Raw genomic sequence first — 18,803 nt, 5'->3', positions numbered from 1 at the left:
TGGTATGATCCGTACTGGAACAACGGTTGGTCTACCTCTTTCAGCTACTACTGGGGCAGTTCATGGAACTATGGCTGGGGCGGTAACTATAACTATTGGAACAGACCGTATTGTGGCTATACTTCTGCATGGGGACCTTATGGCTACGGTTATGGTGCCGGATACTCTGGCTGGTACGGATACCCAACTACTGTTGTAGTAGTAAACAACGGTTCTGACAACGGACGCAACGTAGTGTATGGAAGACGTGGAACAAGAGGAACCTCTATTGTTTCGAACGAGCATTACACAAGCTATACTTCTCCAGCAACGGGTAACCGTACACGTGCTACCAGTACAACCTCTACTAACAGCGGTTCTACCAATGGACGTTTCTCCAGTTCATATACTCCGTCTACTACAACTACAACGCGTAGTTCGAACGAGTACTACAACAGATCGTGGAGAAGTACTACAACACAACAAAGCAGTTCACCTTCTAACAATAACAACTGGCACAACTCAGCCCCTACACGTAGCAGCAGTTTCTTTGATTCAAACTCAAACAACCGCTCCAACAATTCTTCCTTCACGCCATCCAGAAGCAGTTCATTTGATGGTGGTGGCAGAAGTAGCGGATCATTCGGAGGTGGCAGCAGTGGTGGCGGATCGCACAGTGGCGGCAGAACCAGACACTGATTTTTTAGCGTAGAAAATTAAATTCCTTTTGTGGTGATGAAGAAAAGTATTGGGATTATCCTGAGTGTTACTCTTTTGTCGATAAATTATCATGCACTGGCGCAGAGCTATGCAGAGTCTGCCCTGTTATTTGGCAGAACGCAGCCAGCCGGAAGTGCACGTATATTAGGACTGGGAGGAACACAAATAGCTTTAGGCGGAGACTATAGCTCAGCACTCTCTAACCCTGCCGGGCTTGGCATGTATAACCGCTCGGAATTTACCTTTACTCCTGCCCTTACTTTCTACAATACACAGGCTACACTCAATGGCTCTTCCAATGAAGAGAGTCTCTCCAAATTTAATATACCGGGCTTCAGCCTCGTGCTGAATATGAAGCGCGATACTGACGGAGATTTTAAAGGAGGGTCTTTCGGTATAAGTTATTCGCGCATCAACGACTTTAATAACTCCACTATATATTCAGGTCACAACACAACCTCTTCCATTGTAGATTATTTTATGGAGCAGGCCAATGGTGATAACACCAGCCAGTTCGATCAAGACCAGTATCAATACAACACACCTACCGGACTCGCGTACTATAATTACCTGATAGGCCCCTCTACGCTACTGGATCCTCCCGGTTCTGAAACAGAATATTTTACCGATGCTCCCATTGAATCCGATCAACATGAAGAAATAACAACCAAAGGCAGATCATACCAATGGAATTTTTCTTATGGGGCTAACTATAAAGATCTGATCTTTTTTGGTGGAGGCCTGGGCATTACCACGCTGCATTACGAAACACAGAAAGTATATAGCGAAGCCTATAGCTCGGATGTGATCAACAACATGCAACTATCCGAAGATCTGAATGTGCGAGGTAATGGTGTGAACGTAACGCTGGGTGCTATAGCCCGGCCGTTGAATTTTCTACAGGTAGGTTTATCATTCACATCGCCTACATACTATCAGCTCACTGAAACATACAATGCCTCGATGTCATCAAGCTGGAAAAACTACGATTATTGGGATGGCAGCCAGAACGTGCGCCTGAATAATGAATCAGCATCGACAGACGAAATTACTTCTGACTATAGCCTTACAACGCCTTTGAAACTGAGTGCAGGTATAGCCTTGATATCGAAATACGGTTTTATCTCGGCTGACATTGAAAGAACCAATCCTGCCAAATCGCGCTATAGCTCGAATGTGACCGATGTTTCTTTTTCCAGCGATAATGATGAGATCAAATCGCTATACAAAGCAGTATTCAATTATCGCATAGGTGCAGAACTTCGCTACAATATCTTCCGCCTGCGCGGAGGGTATAACATTCAGAGCAACACTTTTCAGAACAGCAACTATAGTAACAAGATCGAGAGTATCAGTGGCGGTGTAGGTGTTAAGCTGAAAAAGTTCTTTGCCGATTTCGCTCTCATAAACCGGAAAGCCAGCAATTATTATAGCCCCTATACATTGGCCGATGGATCAGAGCCGGTGGTAAGCATTACCAACAAGACTACCACATCAATGATCACATTCGGATTTACTTTCTGAACTGAACAGCTTTCAGCAGGCTTTGATAGGTAGGATGATCAAGTATAATATGTGCCTGCCTATAGGTCGGCATCCTGTTCGTATACAATGCTTTTAACTTTTCTTCTTTCTCTTGCAGATCGGCTGCATGCAGCAGCGGGCGCTCTTTATTTTTTGCCACGCGCTTTAACAACTCCTGCACCGATACATCAAAGAATATACTTATGCCCGATTCGTTAATGACATCTATACCCTGAAAGAAACAAGGAGCACCTCCACCGGTAGCCATAACAAAACTCTTTTGCGCAGCAGCCCACTCGCGCAATACTTGTGACTCTGCTTGTCTGAAATAATCCTCTCCCCGCTCAGCAAAAATCTGCTGCACAGTTTTTCCCTCACGATTCTCTATTTCCTTATCCTGATCAACAAACGGAATACCCAAATGCTCGGCAAGCGGTAGCCCCAGCGTTGTTTTACCAGACCCCGGCATTCCTATCAGATATACTTTCATTTTGTTTGATTGTAAAATTGGAAGATTAAAAAATTGAAAGATTCAGAATTGAAGGACTGAAAGATTATAAAATTGGAAGATTAAAAAAATTAGGAATTTCAGACCACTTAAGATTTTATTTCGAAAGATGATGAACCATCAATCTTTCAATCTTAAAATCTTAAAATCTTAAAATCTTCTAATTATTTAAATCTTCTAATTTTTCAATCTTTTAATCTCTCGAGCACCTCCGAAGCTTCAGGCGTATCGTTGTGATGCCACATCCCTTTTACGGTTCCGTCTTTCCATACAGTTATACCAGGATTGGAACGGATAATAGTTTTTAATACAGTAGCATCTACAAAGTAATACGGCACTGCCAGTTGATGCTCGTGACGGAAGGCTTCGAATTGCTCTGCGCTGGAAGCTGTAAGCACCATCATCTCTACTTTACCATCGAGGTCTTTTACTAACTGACGAATTTTATCAATATTATTAACGGACGCTTTCGATGCATCATAAATAATAAAGAGAAGCTTTTCTCCTTGAAATGTACTTTGCGTTATATCTTCACCTTCCACAGTAGAAACGCTATAGTCAGTGATCTTCGCTTTCGTTTTGTCTTCGTTAGTCTGGCGAACACTTACATACTTATATACCAGTGTATCACCCAGATATTTCTCTGAATGTACCTCTTCGCCATTATCCTTCCGCTGAAATACATATTCAAAAACAGGTTGTTCCTGCGGCTGCATTTGCTGCGGTATATTATTACCGATTCTATAGGCGCGAAAATCAATGAATGGTAAATGACGAATCGCATATATACCAAGCCCCGTGCACACTATGGTTGATATCAGTATAACTATGTTCCCTTCTTTGGTATATAGCACGGGTTGATACGTTTTTCGATACCAGAATAAATGCAGTATAAATACCACCAGCACTACATCTTTTGTGAATGACTGCCACGGAGTAAGTTTTATAGCATCGCCAAAACATCCGCAGTCTGTTACTTTGTTAAAGAATGCCGAGTAGAATGTGAGGAAAGTAAAGAATACAATCAGTCCCAGCAGAACTTTGGTTGTGATATTCATCTTATAAAAGATCAGCACGGCTATACCCAGCACCACTTCCAGCACAATAAGGGCAAAGCCTATCTCCAGTGCATACGGCTTGAAGAATAGAAAGAAGGAGCCGAAGTCATCGGCAAATACTTCAAAGTATTCTTCCATTTTTATTTCCGTACCGATCGGGTCATTTAACTTGATCAATCCGGAAAAAATGAAAAGTATACCTATAAAAAATCTTGAAAACTGGTCAATAAACTTTCTCATGCCTGTATAGTTTCGTCAGCCGTTACAACTTAATTAATGCGAACACAGCGTAGTTGATCATGTCCTGGTAATTCGCTTTTACACCTTCGCTCACCAGTGTTTTACCCTGGTTATCTTCAATCTGTTTTACGCGCAACAACTTCATCAGGATTATATCGGTGATAGAGGTTACCCGCATCTCGCGCCAGGCCTCGCCATAATCGTGATTTTTATTCTGAAGCAAATCGAACGTTTCATTCACAGCACCATCATATAAAGGTTCCAGCTCTTCGAACTGTAATTCGAGCGCTGACGATTTTTCCAGTTGAATCTGGATCAAAGCAATAATACAATAGTTGATGATGCCTATAAATTCATCGCGGATCGGGTCACCTACTTTCTGCACACCCTTCTCCTGGATACTGCGTATACGCTGGGCTTTGATATAGATCTGGTCGGTAATAGACGGCAGCCGCAGTATTCTCCAGGCAGTGCCGTAATCACGCGTCTTTTTCTCAAACAGCGACTTGCAGGTAGCAATAACCGCTTTATATTCCTGGGATGTTTTTTCGATCAAGGTATAAAACTTTAGCTCGCAAACTTCTTAATTTGAACGACAATTCCATCTATTGACGGGCATGAAATCCGGTTTCGAAAATAATTTTTTTTCCACAAACAAAACACTGAACCTTCACGGGCGGCTGGTAGACCTGCACACGCCCAAAGTGATGGGGATTCTGAATATAACGCCTGACAGCTTTTATAGCGGAAGCCGGTATATTTCTGAAGCTGAAATACTGACGCAAGCTGAAAAGATGATACAGGAAGGAGCCACCTTTATTGACGTTGGCGGCTACTCTACAAGACCTGGTGCTGCAGAAATTACCACAGAGGAAGAGTTGAAGCGTGTAACGGTAGCGATACGCGCCATCAGCAGGAATTTCCCGGAAACTTTTATATCCATCGATACATTTCGCAGTGAAGTAGCCCGTGCCGCTGTTACTGAAGGCGCATGCATGATAAATGATGTATCGGGCGGAACGTTAGACGCTGCCATGTTTGAAACGGTAGCCCGACTGAAAGTGCCCTATATACTGATGCACATGCGCGGTACACCTCAGACTATGACACAGGAAACTGCATATAATAATCTCCTAAAAGACATTATTGATTTCTTTCATCAGAAGATACACGTATTGCATCAACTGGGAATCTCTGATATCATAATCGATCCGGGATTTGGTTTTGCCAAAACTGTTGAGCAGAACTTTGAGTTGCTTCACAATCTCAATCATTTTAAAATATTGGGTAAACCTATACTGGCCGGGCTCTCGCGCAAATCGATGATTTGGCGAACTTTGTCAACAACACCCGAAGAGGCGCTCAACGGCACCACTTCACTTAATACTATAGCTTTGCTGAAAGGTGCCGGCATACTGCGTGTGCACGATGTGCGGGCTGCCGTTGAGGCCGTGACGCTTACCGGCAAGGTTATGCAGCAGACGGTTAAAGGCATGGCATCGTAATTGTCAGCCAATACTTTTACTTACTTTTGTTTCAGGATGATCTTTCTTTTTAAAATAGGATTTCTGGAGGTAAGCTGGGTTGATTTCATCGATATAGCGCTGGTAAGTGTTTTACTATACCAGATCTATAAACTCATCCGCGGTAGTATTGCTGTAAATATATTTTTAGGAATGCTCGCGCTATACCTGGTATACCTCATTGTGCGGGCCGCCCAAATGGAATTGCTTTCTACTATACTCGGACAATTTATGGGTGTAGGTGTGCTGGCCATGATCATTCTCTTTCAACCGGAGATACGAAAATTTCTATTGGTGATCGGGCGAAGCACCGAGTTTCGTGAGAACTTTTTCAAGACTATATCTAACTGGCGTCATCAATACCACGATGACTTTGATATACTTCAAGTGATCGAAGCCGTGAAAACACTGAAGGCCACCAAGACGGGTGCGCTCGTTGTTTTCTCGCGCGATACTGAATTAAAGTTCTATGCTCAAACAGGAGATGCCTTAGACTCTGAAGTAAACAAGCGATTGCTTATTTCCATCTTCAATAAAAATTCTCCGCTGCACGATGGTGCTGTGATTATACACAAAGGTCGTATACGAGCTGCGCGCTGTGTATTACCAGTGAGCGAGAATGATCATCTTCCTCCTAATTTTGGTTTGCGCCACAGAGCGGCTGTGGGCATGTCAGAAAGTACCGATACGCTGGTGCTCGCTATCTCCGAAGAGACTGGTCGCCTTATTCTAGCCCGCAATGGTAAATATTTGCGCGCCCTTAAATTGAAACAGGTTGAGTTAAAAATTCTGGAATACCTGCGCAACGATGAACCCGCCAACTGGGAAGAAATAACGATCGAAGAAGAACCGGAATCAACGGAGACTTCGGCCCCCGCAGCAAAAGCGTAATTCTTGTTACCTTCATGCCAGAATTATATATACCGGCATGAGATCAATACCTACCCTCCTCTTCGTCCTGATCGTTACCGTTTCATTTTCACAATCACTGGAGACTATTGTGCAGAAAGGGCATGAACTGGCTGTTGTATCAGTCGCGGTTAGTCCCGACAGTAATTATGTTGCCACTGGCAGTAAAGATAAATCTGCCAAACTCTGGGAAGTAAGCACAGGCCGCGAAGTACGAAGTTTTCTTGGCCATGAAGCCACCGTTACAAGTTTACAATTTACGAGTGATGGTAAATTACTCCTCACCGGCAGTAACGACAAGACTATACGCATGTGGGACGTAGTTACCGGTAAAGAACTTTATACCGTTACCACCATAGACTATATTACCGATATAGCGGTTGATCCGAAGATGCGTTTCTTTATCCATGCCGGCTACAATGACTCCGGCTATGGGGATACCGCTGTGGTATACGATTTTAAAACGCGGAAGCCGATTGCCAAATGTCCTGTTGATCCGGATAAAGGTTTAGGCAGTGGTGTGGATATCAGTGTTAGTGCAGATGGACGTTGGGTTGCCTTCGGTCATGATAATCGCAAAGCAAGTCTATACGAAACTTCTACCTGGAAGCTTGTAAAAGATCTGATGATAGAAGAAGGGTTCTGTGGCGGATGCGGCACGCGTGTTGAATTTAGTACCGATAGTAAGTCGCTCTATGCTATACCGCACAACAGTGTTGGCCGGAAATATACTCTTTCGTCATTAACAGTTACACACGAGTATCCGAAAGGAGAAGAAGACCTGAAGGGCATCGCGATCAGTGATGATGGAAAGAAGCTGGCTCGTGCAACGGAGAAAGATATTACAGTATGGAACGAAGCCAACGGACAGGCTATTGCCACTTTGCAGGCAGAAGAAGGAGCCTTTCATGAAATAACATTCAGTCACGACAACAAACATCTCTTTATCACCTGCGATAACAACACGGCATTTAGCTGGAATATAGAGACGCAGAAGATAGAACGAACACTCACCGGCTTTCTCAATACACGCGACAAAGGAGGATTGAACTATGATCCGAATTTTTACTGGGAATCAAATATAGCGCGGTATGTACGCTTCAAAAATTCGCTGCTGGTTTCGCGCGATGGCAAGACGTTGATCAAAGGTAAATTCGGCACCAAAGTAAAACGTTGGGATATAGCTACTGGCAAAACCATTATGGAATACGTAGGGCATAAAAAAGGTGTACTGTGCTACGATCTTTCCAAAGACGGACGCAAGCTGTTAACGGGTGGTGGCGATGGCAAGATTATGCTGTGGGATTTGCAGACAGGCGACTCGCTGCAAGTGATACAAAGTTATCGTGAGCCCATCTTCGATATACATTTCAATAGCGATGAAACAACAGCGGTGTCGTGCAGTTGGGATGCTTCTATGAAAATTCATGATCTAGCCACCGGCAAGATGCTTACCTATTTTGACTTTGGCAGTTACTCGGTATACAATGTCCTCTTTCATCCAACTGATCTTTATGTTATTACTGCACGACTCGATCATTCCTTACAACTATGGGAACTGGATACACGAAAAGAGGTTCGTAATTTCATTGGACATACCGATGTAATTTCTTCCATACGGTTAAGCAGCGACCAGAAAACATTGATGAGTGCGAGCTGGGATGGCAGCATTCGCCTGTGGGATATGAGCACAGGACTGATGACTAAAAAATTGAAAGGCCATCGCGGAGCAGTACACATGGCGATCTTTCATCCGGACGGCAAACAAATATACTCTGCAGGAGCAGACCGCATTATTCGCGTGTGGGATATAGGTACATCGCAAGTAGTAAAAACTTTTGAAGGACATAATGCCGAGATCACAACGTTACTGTTCAGTCCGGATAACAGGATGTTGATCAGCCATAGCCTGGATGGTGTAACCAAGTTCTGGGACCTTGCAACGGGCAAAGAATTTTTCGAACATATCCATATAGGAGAAAAAGACTGGATGGTAAAAAATCCGGAAGGTTACTTTAATGGTACGGATGACGCCCGCAAGTTCATTCACTTTGTTAATGGCGTAAAAACATACTCTGTTGATCAGTTCTTCCAGGAATTTTATCGACCGGATTTACTTCCTAAGATTTTTCAAAACCGAGGTGGCGAAGAAAAGAAAGGTATACAGGGAAAGCTGAACAGTTCACCTCCGCCAACGGTACGGGTAGCTGTTTTGCCGGCAGTGCAAGGCAAGGCCGAGTTATATATAAAGATCACCGACAATGGTGCCGGAGCTGAAAACCTTCGCCTGCTTCACAACGGCAAGAGTATAGCACTGAATCATCAGGACTTGAAATTCCCTTCATCAAAAGGTCAGTCAACCACTTACAAGCAAGTCATTGATCTCATTGGAGGAACCAATACATTTTCGGTAGTTGCCAGCAACAAAGACAGGATCGAGTCAGACCAGCACACTACCGAGATATTCTCCGAGCATCCGTCCAAGAGCAGCACATGCTATATATTGGCTGTGGGTATCAATGAGTATAAAAACAGCAAACTCAATCTCAACTATGCCAAGCCCGATGCCGAGTCGTTCAGCAAGATTGTAGATGAGAAGAGCGCGAACCTCTTCAAGAATATCGAGCTTCACACACTATATGACAACGATGCTACGCGCCAGCAGATATTAAAAACAATGGATGAGCTCAGCAGCAAGATCAGCCAGGAAGATGTATTTATATTCTACTACGCAGGGCACGGTAGTATGGTAGACGACAAGTTCTATTTTATACCGACTGATAACCTGCGTTTATACGATCAATCATCATTGCACAAAGATGCTATTGAAGCGAGTGTACTGCAGGAAAAACTCAAGCAGATAAAAGCGTTAAAACAACTTATCGTGATGGATGCGTGTCAGTCAGGAGGCTCGGTAGAGTTACTCGCTACACGTGGTGCCGGAGAGGAGAAAGCGATCGCTCAGTTATCGCGCAGTGCCGGTATACATGTGATGGCCTCCGCTGGCAGCGAGCAGTTCGCTACAGAGTTTGCCGAGCTGGGTCACGGGCTGTTCACATATGTACTCATCAAGGCATTGCAAGGTGCTGCGGATGGTGCACCGAAAGACGGAAAGGTTACCATCTACGAGTTGAAGTCATACATTGACGATCAGGTGCCGGAGATGACACGCCAGTTAAAAGGCAAGCCGCAGTATCCCTATACTTTTAGTCGGGGTCAGGACTTTCCGGTAGTGATCGAAGAGTAGAGACAAAAGTATAGGTGTAAGGAAAGTTTTTTAACGAGAAAACTTTTTAGTAACTTCTGTCGTAATTTTGATACAGTTATTTTAATCAGGGTAAATGAAAATGGTAGAGGCCAGTCCCGTTAAATTTTATTTCGCCAAGTATTTCTTCCTGGTTCTAACTCTTATTCAATGGACCGTAGGAGGAATCATCATCATCGAGCGCGAGTTCAACGCGAAGAGTTTCTTCGTGGCATTGATCTTCTTCACGATCGGTTTAATCTGTCTGTTTATTTTCTCCTTCATCACTGACAAGATCAGACGTGTTGCCATTGGCAAAAACAAAATCGTTATTCTCGAAGGTCATCGTAACGTACGTTTCGAGTGGCCCGAAGTAAAGTCGTTGAAAATTGTTCCGTACCTCAACCTATATAAGCTGAGAGTAAAAGGAAAAAAAGGCAGTATATACTTTTTCCCTTCGCGTAACATCGATCCTGCGTTTGGCCTCATGAGCCGCGATACATCCAAGATGGGCGAGATTGTTGAGAAACGTAAGAAGGATTTTGGAATCAAATAAATAAGCTGACAGTAAAAAGCAGAAAGCTTAAAGTTAGGAGTTGCTTCATCTAATAAGCTCCTCTAAACTTTAAGCTTTTTGCTTTATGCCATTTACTTAATCACGCCCAGCTCCTTGCCTACTTCTGTAAATGCCTTGATCGCTTTATCGAGATGGTGCTTGTCGTGTGCTGCAGAAATTTGTACACGAATGCGGGCTTGTCCTTTTGCTACAACAGGATAAAAGAATCCGATCACATAAATTCCTTTCTCCAATAATTTATCAGCAAACTGTTGTGCCAGCGGAGCTTCATATAGCATGATCGGAACAATAGGATGTTCACCCGGCTTAATATCAAAGCCAGCCTTTGTCATCTCTGTGCGGAAGTACTTTGTATTCTCTTCAAGCTTATCGCGAAGTGCCGTTGTTTCCGAGAGCATATTGAATACTTCTATCGATGCCCCTACGATAGATGGTGCCAATGTATTCGAGAACAGGTATGGTCTTGAACGCTGACGAAGTAACTCTATAATTTCTTTTCTACCCGAAGTAAAACCTCCCGATGCTCCACCGAGTGCTTTACCCAGCGTGCCGGTAATTATATCTACACGTCCCGTCACGCCACGATACTCTGGCACCCCCCTTCCTGTTTTTCCTATAAATCCGGATGAGTGACATTCATCGGTCATTACCAGTGCTTCATATTTATCAGCCAGATCACAGATCTTGTCCATCTGTGCTATTGTTCCATCCATCGAGAATGCGCCATCAGTAACAACAATGATCTGTTTAGCACCTGCGGCTTTAGCATCCTGTAATTGTTTCTCAAGATCATCCATGTTGTTGTGCTTATAGCGGTAGCGCATGGCTTTACATAAGCGCACGCCATCTATAATGGAAGCATGGTTGAGCTCATCCGAGATGATCGCATCTTCAGCACCTAAAAGCGGTTCAAAGACACCACCATTCGCATCGAAGGCCGCTGCATATAGTATAGTATCTTCTGTTCCCAGAAACTCCGATATCTTACGTTCCAATTCTTTGTGTATATCCTGTGTGCCGCATATAAATCGAACAGACGACATACCGAAACCATGCGTATCGATAGCACGCTTGGCAGCTTCAATTACGCGCGGGTGCGATGAAAGACCGAGATAATTATTCGCGCAGAAGTTGATCACTTCTTTGTTGTCACTCGTGCGTATATCTGCGCCCTGTGGTGTGGTTATGATTCTTTCTTTTTTAAAAAGTCCTGCTTCGCGTATACTCTGCAATTCTTTTTCTAAAACAGGTTGAAGTTTTTTATACATGTGCTATTCCATTTTGGGTTTCGGTGGCTTGATAACAGGCTTGGGTATAACCGGCTTAACAGGTTTAGGCGGTATATCTTTTGCAATGGTATCGCTGCCTATATTTTCATCTGGTTTTGTTTCAGGAGTTGGCGGTGTAGCTTCTTCGCTCGGAGCTGTTACTATTGGCTTGGGCTTCATCACAGGTCTTACCATAACCGGCTTCGCTGGTTTAGGAGCCGCTTGTTCTGTTGAAGAAGTTTCTGGCGTTGTGGTGGTTGATGGTGGCGGAACTGATGATGTTGTCGCAGTTGACGGAGGTGATGTCGGTAATTTTGGTTTCATCACTGGGCGTGCAACTGCAGGTTTAGCAACAGGAGTTCCTGTTGCTTCAACAGATGGTTGAGTAACTGCAGTTTCTGCCACCGATATTTTCTCAACAGATTTAATCACTTCAGGCAATGTCTCCAATGCCAGTTGATATTTTCTGCGGATCGGATTTATTAAATAAAGTTTTTGTGCTGTAAAGCTGTTGGGATGAATCAGATCAAATTCTTTTCTCCACGACTCCCAAAGAACGGGTTCTGCTTTTTTGAAAGCAGCCGAATCAATTTTCTTCGAAGATAAATAAGCCTCAAAATTCACGGATGCAAAGTTAATGTAAAACGAATCCTAACGTAGGATAGGTGATTGCTAAATTTTGGTAATTTCGCCCCGCGTTTTTAACGAACTATCTCTTACAAAATCCACTCAACTGGTGGTAGTAAAGATGGGAGTTCTAAAACACACTTAATATATAGACAATGGGTAAACAAAAAATTCTTGTAATCGGGGCAGGCGGACAGTTGGGTTCTGAATTAACACAAGGTCTTTGGAATTTGCACGGTAAAGAAAATGTAATTGCTACAGACATAAAGGAACCTCAGGGTATACTGGCAACCGGCAACTTTGAAATACTGGATGTACTCAAAGAGAAAGAGTTTATTGAGTTTATCCGGAAAAATAAATTCACACAGATTTATCACCTGGCAGCCGTGCTCTCAGCAACGGGAGAAAAAAATCCGAAGTTTGCCTGGAACCTGAATATGGAAAGCCTCATACTGGTGCTTGATGCTGCTGTTGAGTATAAAGTAGAAAAAGTTTATTGGCCGAGTTCCATCGCTGCGTTTGGACCAACAACTCCTAAGATTAAAACACCACAAGACACGGTGATGGATCCAACCACAGTATATGGCATCAGTAAACAAGCTGGTGAGCGCTGGTGTGAGTGGTACTATAAGAATCGCGGATTGGATGTAAGAAGTCTTCGTTACCCTGGGCTGATCGGTTACAAAACAAAACCCGGAGGAGGCACAACCGACTATGCGGTTGATATTTTCTTTAAAGCACTGACCGATAAAAAATTTGAGTGCTTCCTGAAATCCGATACATATTTACCCATGATGTATATGGATGATGCTGTAAAAGCTACGCTTGACTTAATGGAAGCACCTGCCGAGAAGATCAACGAGCGCGGCAGCTACAATATATCAGCCATGAGTTTCTGTCCTTCGGAGATAGCAATCGAAATCAAGAAGCATATACCTGAATTTGAGATCAGCTATAATCCGGATTTTCGTCAGGCTATTGCTGACTCGTGGCCAAAGTCTATAAACGATTCGGCTGCTCGCATTGACTGGGGGTGGGAACCTAAATTTGATCTAACAAAAATGACGGAAGATATTCTGAAGAATCTTCCGTCATGGCTCTGATATTCTTATATATACTATTCGGTTTACTTCTTCAGTATCCGGATAGTTCTTTGTCCTGCCGAAGTAGCAATTTTCACTAAGTAAGCACCAGGCTTGATATAGTCAGGCACTTCTATTGTTGACAGAGAGCTGCTCAGTTGAGTTTTATACATGGCATTCCCTACTGCATCGATCATTACCAGGTTAGCCGATGTAGAGAGTTCATCTTTCAGATCAACTGTAAAATACTTGGTAACGATAGTCGGATATAGTATAGCTCCGGTTGCAGAACCATTCCACTCAACGTGAATCAGATCAGAGTGCTCATAAGAGTTGTCAAGGTCAACACTCTTCAGTCGATAATAGTTGTTACCTGCCAATGGATTCGTATCGATAAATTGATAGGAAGTAGTTATATCCAATCCGCCTTTACCTTTAATAGTGCCGATCGTTTCAAACACCAGGTCTTTACCTGCTCTTTCAAGTTCAAAGTAATCGAAGTTCCTCTCCATAGAAGTTACCCAGTGAATATTGTTACCAGTAGCAACGGCCTCGCCAGCAAACTCAATCAACTTTACAGGTAGCGTTGTGTTACCACAGAAAGATGCAGGACCGGTGCAAGTTCCTCCACGAGTAAAGCAAGAGGCACAAGCTGATGCATTAGAACCACCGCCTACATTAATATTACCTCCAACTTTAACATTACCACTCACAGACACATTGGTGTTACTGCTTCCCTGAAGATTACCGTCAATCTGAAGATTACCAGATACTGTTACGTTAGCATTACTTGCCATGACCAGATTTCCTTTAATGATCACCGTACCTGAAATGCTCCAGTTGATATTGCTATTTACGTTCACAGTTCCCCATATAATGAGCGTACCCGCCACATTTATGTTCATGTTACTATTGGTAGTAAGGGTTGCTGTGTGAGTGGCATCTCCAATGTTTAGCGTACCACCAGAGTTTATAGTAAGTGTATTGTTGTTAGAAATAGTGGTACTGCCCACTGTAAAAGTAGAACCACTATATATCTTCGGATCAATGTTCGTATTGATTGTTACGGTTTCTGTTACAACATCTCCAATGTTACTACCGCTCCAGTTAGCTGCCACAGCCCAGTTATTTCCGCTGCTGTTGCCGGTCATGGTTGCCTGAGCGAATGCAAAACAAGTAAGTATCTGAAACAGCGTCAGAAGCGTAATTGATTTTACCGATAACCATCCTGCAGCACGATTAAGTAAATCAGGAATTTGTTGTGTTTTGCTGGTTTTCATAAATGTTTTTAATCCTTAAACCAGATGTCTCTTTTCCTTGCGACCAGACATTACCGATCAAGCTTTCAGCTCGTTTTAAATGCCTAACCGCTAAAGACAACTGGATGGGCAGAATGAGATTTACAAGAAGCTTACCAAGACACGCCTTTGTGGTCATTTAATACCTCAATAGAGGTCATGTAATATTTTCTACAAAACCGTCATATGGTGCATAATTACTCAAAATATGCGAAATTCTGCGTTTAAACGGTGTATAAAACCTCAAAATTAACTTGATAGCCTCCTATCGGAAACGATTTCGTAATTCGGAAAAAAAATTAAAATGGAAAGGTGTGCCAATTTGATCCTGCCAAAAGATTCCAAATTTGAAAAATTAAGAACATTCGGGGGATCAACGTGGGAAGTAATTCGACTAATGATGTAACACTTATTTCTTAAAAATACGGGTCACAACTGATTGACTGGATGAGAGTTTAACCAGATAAATTCCTGACAAAGCGGAAGTGGGGAATTCAACCGTGGACGTAATTTCGGTAAGATCGGAAGCATAGACCGGATGCCCCATGGCATCCATCATTTCAAGCCGAACAGGTTTACTATAGCTATCACCTAGTTGGACGAAAAAGAATCCATCTGAAACGAGTGTCGGATAGATCTTAACACCGCTATTTCCAGTCAGCTCCGCAAGAATAACATCAGAGTATTCAAACGAGCCATCCAAATCCACGCTCTTTAAGCGATAGTAGTTCTTACCGGCAAAGGGTAATTGATCGTTGAAATTATAGACTTCTTTTACGCTCTCGGCACCTTTGCCATTTATCGTTGCAATTGAGGCGAACGCCAAGTCACTGCCAGCATGCTCCAATTCGAAGTGACTAAAGTTTTTTTCCATCGAGGTAGCCCAAGTCAATGAAACGTTGGCTGTATTTATAGCGCTTATTGTAAAATATATAAGCTTAACCGGCAGCGGACTTGAAGGCAGTGTACCTATCCACAAGAAAAATTCATAATCGTTAGTTTCCAATTGGCTTTTTGTGCCAACTGTACCGGAAACTACTTGCGCTGTAGTGGTGCCGTTAACATAAAGTCCGATTACAGGATTACCATCACTACCCGTACGAGAGCTCGAATTGTTAGAGTTTGTAACTGTGTTTCCACCGCCTGTGCCCAGGTCTATTTTTCCGTCAACATAAACTTGCCCTCCACAGTCAACCGTAACAAGATTTCCGCCACTGCTACCGGATGCTACTATATTACCGAAAACAACCATTCTTCCATTTTGGCGAACGATGACGTCACCACTCCCAATCAGAATAAGATTGGTCTTCACTACGAGATCTGCATAGTAGGTTATGACAGATGCACAGGCAGAAACAGTAGTCCCCACAATCACCCAGGGATTAGCATCAACCGTGAGTGAACCACTAATAATCATATCAGAGTCGGCTGATGTTCCGGGATTTAACTGAATCAATCCATAGGCGAATGCATTACCTGTTATATTAAACTTCCCAGAGTTTGTTGTTGAGTTGCCAGAGTTTTCCTGTGTATAAGTTCCGGAAACATTCATGGTTCCTGAATTTGTAATAACACCGTATGAATCTACACTACCCGTTATACTCGCTGTTCCGGCATTATTAAAAATTGCATTGCTATTGCTTGTTGTACTTAGTGATGTTGCTGTTAACGTAGCTCCTGAAGCAATGCTTACAGTTCCTGCACTTCCAACAGTGAGAGCTTGCAAGTTGGTTGTTCCGGCATTTAAGGTAAGCTTGTTATCGCTGTTGATTGTTAGAGCCAAAGAGTAATTCAAGGTTCCTGAAGCGACTACAAGTTCTGAGCTGCTCCCACTAAAGTTAATACTGGAAGGTGAAAGAGAGCCACCCGTATTTAACGTAAGTTTAGATGAACCACTTAACTCGATAGTACCTCCCAAAGATGTTACTGTAAGTGCTGAACCATTAAGGATGGTCACATTTCCTGGAATGCTTAAGGACGGAGTATATGAAAATACTTCACTACCTCCCAGGTAAAGACTACCCGTCAAGGTAAGCGTTCCTGATGTATAGTTAAATTTTGAACTCTGAAAGCTTGGCATCGTAAGTGTTCCGGCTTTAACAGTACCTCCCTGCAGTGTAATTTGTGAACTGTTATTTGCCGTTATAGTACCTGTAACTTCCAACGTACCACCGGTGTTTATAATGAAGTTAATACCTCCGCCGGTCATCGATAAATCTCCGGTAATTTTCACTGAACCACCATTGTTAATCGTAATAGTTGTAGATCCCCAGCCTGTAAAAGATGCACTTGAAGCGAACGTCATGGCGTTATTGACAATTACATTCGCACTTATATTACTTTCGGTAGGTGCTGTATTTCCAATCCAATTTGTCCCTGTACTCCAGGCACCGCTGGTTGAAGATGTTTGTGCATTGACTGAAAACGCTATGGCAAATACTCCTACTAAAACCAGAAAAAACCTTCTCATATACACTTGTGATCTCTATCAATATTAATTGCACTTTTGCAGCAAATCCTTACAGTCATGTCCGTCATCAAAACACATTACTCTTCTGCAATTCTGATCGTAACCATCTCACGACCAGATGCTATGAATGCACTAAATATTGAAACGCTAGACAGGCTTCGCGAAATTATAGAAGAAAGCAGTTACAACAGTGATGTGAAAGGAGTTCTTATTACGGGAGACGGTGAAAAATCTTTCGTTGCAGGAGCTGATATAAAAGAGCTTTCATCGCTTAGTAAAGAGGATGCTTTAAAGCTCTCCAAAAAGGGGCAACAACTTTTCAAAACCCTCGAAAACTCCTCGAAACCCATACTTGCTGCAATCAATGGCTTCGCTTTGGGAGGCGGTTGCGAACTGGCTATGGCATGTCATATTCGACTGGCCACTGAAAATGCAAAATTCGGACAGCCGGAAGTGAATCTTGGGATAATTCCGGGGTACGGTGGAACGCAAAGGTTAACTCAGTTGGTGGGAAGAGGAAAAGCACTGGAACTTATCATGACGGGCGATATGATTACCGCACAGGAGGCAAAGTCGCTCGGACTGGTAAATCATGTGGTTGCCACCAAGGCAGAACTTATGGAGCTGGGCATTGCTATGCTTACTAAAATAATAAGCAAAGGCCCCATTGCTATCGCCAATGTTATCAAGAGTATAAATGCCGGATATAGCTTTGAAGATGCAGGGTATACATCTGAAGCAGAACTCTTCGCAGCCTGCACCGTTACAGAAGATTTCAAAGAGGGAACTTCTGCCTTTATCGAAAAGAGAAAACCAAACTTTACAGGTCGTTAACCGTGTGTTCTCTTTAAAAAATATAGAAGCACACAGCAGATAAACATGAGCAAGATAAAGCGATTAGCAGGAGAAACAGTACTATATGGTTTAGGAAGTATAGTACCCCGCTTCCTGAATTTTTTACTGGTTCGACTCCACACCGAAGTATTTGCCCCGGATGAATACGGAGTTATTACCAAGCTGTTTGCATACTCGGCTGTTATCAACATCATCTTCATGTTTGGTATGGAGACGGCTTACTTTCGCTTTGCCAACAAAGAAGGCGCTGACGAAAAAAAAATATTCAACATTGCGCAGACGGTTGTTATCTCCATCAGTGCAGCACTCACATTGCTCTTTATCATCTTTGCCAATCCGATTGCAACTATTCTTTCTATACCCGGCAAATCGAATTTTGTAATATGGCTCGCATGTATACTCTTTATTGATTCCATTGTTGCTATACCTTTTGCACGCCTGCGCCTGCAGAAAAAAGCAATCAAGTTTGTTACCGGTAAATTAATCAACATCGTGGTGCTGGTGGGGCTGAATATATACTTCCTATATATAGCTTTCGATCCTGAACGTGGTGTTGGTTTTGTAGTACTAGCCAACCTGATAGCCAACGCTTTTTACCTGGTATTCTTTGCGCGCACCTTGCTCCAGTGGCGACCGGATTATAATCGTTCTATGTTCCTCACCATGTCGCAGTATGCATACCCGATTATGTTAATGGGCCTGGCGGGGATGACAAACGAAATGTTCTCGCGTCTCACACTCGAGTGGTGGTTGCCGGAGGGATTCTATGCAGGACAAACTTCAGAGTATGCGCTTGGTGTGTTTGGTGCGTGCTATAAGTTTGCTATACTCATGAACCTGGCTATACAGGCATTTCGCTATGCAGCAGAACCATTCTTCTTTTCTAACGCATCCGATAAAAATTCACCTCAGCTTTTTGCC

At 43.0% G+C, this 18,803-nt stretch carries 15 protein-coding genes and 1 pseudogene; 9 read left to right on the top strand and 7 right to left on the bottom strand.

Annotated elements, in window-relative coordinates; genetic code table 11:
* A pseudogene (locus VIN08_RS06690) lies at positions 1-678 on the top strand (hypothetical protein); the annotation flags it as partial.
* 36 nt (positions 679-714) lie between these two features.
* Positions 715-2,223 carry a hypothetical protein gene (locus VIN08_RS06685; RefSeq protein ID WP_331962101.1) on the top strand — a complete coding sequence of 503 codons (1,509 nt, stop codon included), beginning with the start codon at positions 715-717 and terminating at the stop codon, positions 2,221-2,223.
* Here the strand turns inward: VIN08_RS06685 and VIN08_RS06680 are convergent.
* From VIN08_RS06680 to VIN08_RS06670, 3 genes are all read right to left on the bottom strand, one after another.
* Complete coding sequence (locus tag VIN08_RS06680) at positions 2,213-2,713, bottom strand: shikimate kinase (RefSeq protein ID WP_331962098.1); 501 nt, start codon at positions 2,711-2,713, stop codon at positions 2,213-2,215. The genes VIN08_RS06685 and VIN08_RS06680 overlap by 11 nt on opposite strands.
* Positions 2,714-2,916: 203 nt before the next feature.
* Positions 2,917-4,029 (bottom strand): BT_3928 family protein, encoded by a 1,113-nt coding sequence (locus VIN08_RS06675; RefSeq protein WP_331962095.1) that lies wholly within the window; start codon positions 4,027-4,029, stop codon positions 2,917-2,919.
* A gap of 22 nt (positions 4,030-4,051) precedes the next feature.
* The gene (locus VIN08_RS06670; protein WP_331962092.1) at positions 4,052-4,585 is read right to left on the bottom strand and encodes a DUF1599 domain-containing protein; all 534 of its coding nucleotides are present in this window, start codon (positions 4,583-4,585) and stop codon (positions 4,052-4,054) included.
* 61 nt (positions 4,586-4,646) lie between these two features.
* Between VIN08_RS06670 and folP the strand changes: the two genes are divergently transcribed.
* The 4 genes from folP (at position 4,647) to VIN08_RS06650 (ending at position 10,261) form a co-directional block, all read left to right on the top strand.
* On the top strand, positions 4,647-5,534 hold the full coding sequence (gene folP / locus VIN08_RS06665; protein ID WP_331962089.1) for a dihydropteroate synthase: 888 nt from the start codon (positions 4,647-4,649) through the stop codon (positions 5,532-5,534).
* 36 nt (positions 5,535-5,570) lie between these two features.
* Positions 5,571-6,443 carry a diadenylate cyclase CdaA gene (cdaA, locus tag VIN08_RS06660; RefSeq protein ID WP_331962086.1) on the top strand — a complete coding sequence of 291 codons (873 nt, stop codon included), beginning with the start codon at positions 5,571-5,573 and terminating at the stop codon, positions 6,441-6,443.
* Positions 6,444-6,480: 37 nt separating this feature from the next.
* Positions 6,481-9,708 carry a caspase family protein gene (locus VIN08_RS06655; protein WP_331962083.1) on the top strand — a complete coding sequence of 1,076 codons (3,228 nt, stop codon included), beginning with the start codon at positions 6,481-6,483 and terminating at the stop codon, positions 9,706-9,708.
* Between the two features lie 94 nt (positions 9,709-9,802).
* On the top strand, positions 9,803-10,261 hold the full coding sequence (locus tag VIN08_RS06650; RefSeq protein ID WP_331962080.1) for a hypothetical protein: 459 nt from the start codon (positions 9,803-9,805) through the stop codon (positions 10,259-10,261).
* A 92-nt stretch (positions 10,262-10,353) separates the two neighbouring features.
* Here the strand turns inward: VIN08_RS06650 and kbl are convergent, their stop codons facing one another.
* Positions 10,354-11,550 (bottom strand): glycine C-acetyltransferase, encoded by a 1,197-nt coding sequence (kbl, locus tag VIN08_RS06645; protein ID WP_331962077.1) that lies wholly within the window; start codon positions 11,548-11,550, stop codon positions 10,354-10,356.
* Positions 11,551-11,553: 3 nt separating this feature from the next.
* A complete protein-coding gene (locus tag VIN08_RS06640; RefSeq protein ID WP_331962074.1) occupies positions 11,554-12,174 on the bottom strand; it encodes a hypothetical protein in 621 nt (206 codons plus the stop codon).
* 158 nt (positions 12,175-12,332) lie between these two features.
* On the opposite strand from VIN08_RS06640, the gene VIN08_RS06635 reads away from it, so the two are divergent.
* Positions 12,333-13,280: an NAD-dependent epimerase/dehydratase family protein gene (locus VIN08_RS06635; protein ID WP_331962071.1), complete on the top strand. Its 948-nt coding sequence runs from the start codon at positions 12,333-12,335 to the stop codon at positions 13,278-13,280.
* Between the two features lie 23 nt (positions 13,281-13,303).
* Here the strand turns inward: VIN08_RS06635 and VIN08_RS06630 are convergent, their stop codons facing one another.
* Together VIN08_RS06630 and VIN08_RS06625 are read right to left on the bottom strand one after the other, a co-directional pair.
* Positions 13,304-14,539, bottom strand: coding sequence for a T9SS type A sorting domain-containing protein (locus tag VIN08_RS06630; protein ID WP_331962068.1), 1,236 nt, complete (start codon positions 14,537-14,539; stop codon positions 13,304-13,306).
* A 427-nt stretch (positions 14,540-14,966) separates the two neighbouring features.
* On the bottom strand, positions 14,967-17,027 hold the full coding sequence (locus VIN08_RS06625) for a hypothetical protein (RefSeq protein ID WP_331962065.1): 2,061 nt from the start codon (positions 17,025-17,027) through the stop codon (positions 14,967-14,969).
* A 57-nt stretch (positions 17,028-17,084) separates the two neighbouring features.
* Here VIN08_RS06625 and VIN08_RS06620 point away from each other — a divergent pair, with 57 nt between their 5' ends.
* Entirely contained in the window at positions 17,085-17,861 is a 777-nt protein-coding gene (locus tag VIN08_RS06620) for an enoyl-CoA hydratase-related protein (RefSeq protein WP_331962063.1), read from the top strand.
* Positions 17,862-17,906: 45 nt separating this feature from the next.
* A partial coding sequence (locus VIN08_RS06615; RefSeq protein ID WP_331962061.1) for a lipopolysaccharide biosynthesis protein occupies positions 17,907-18,803 on the top strand: 897 nt, incomplete at its 3' end.

The sequence above is a fragment of the Ohtaekwangia sp. genome, from assembly GCF_036568665.1.
Taxonomy (GTDB): domain Bacteria; phylum Bacteroidota; class Bacteroidia; order Cytophagales; family Cyclobacteriaceae; genus Ohtaekwangia.
Note: the sequence above shows the minus strand (reverse complement) of the source record. Positions and strands in the feature narration are given on the sequence as shown.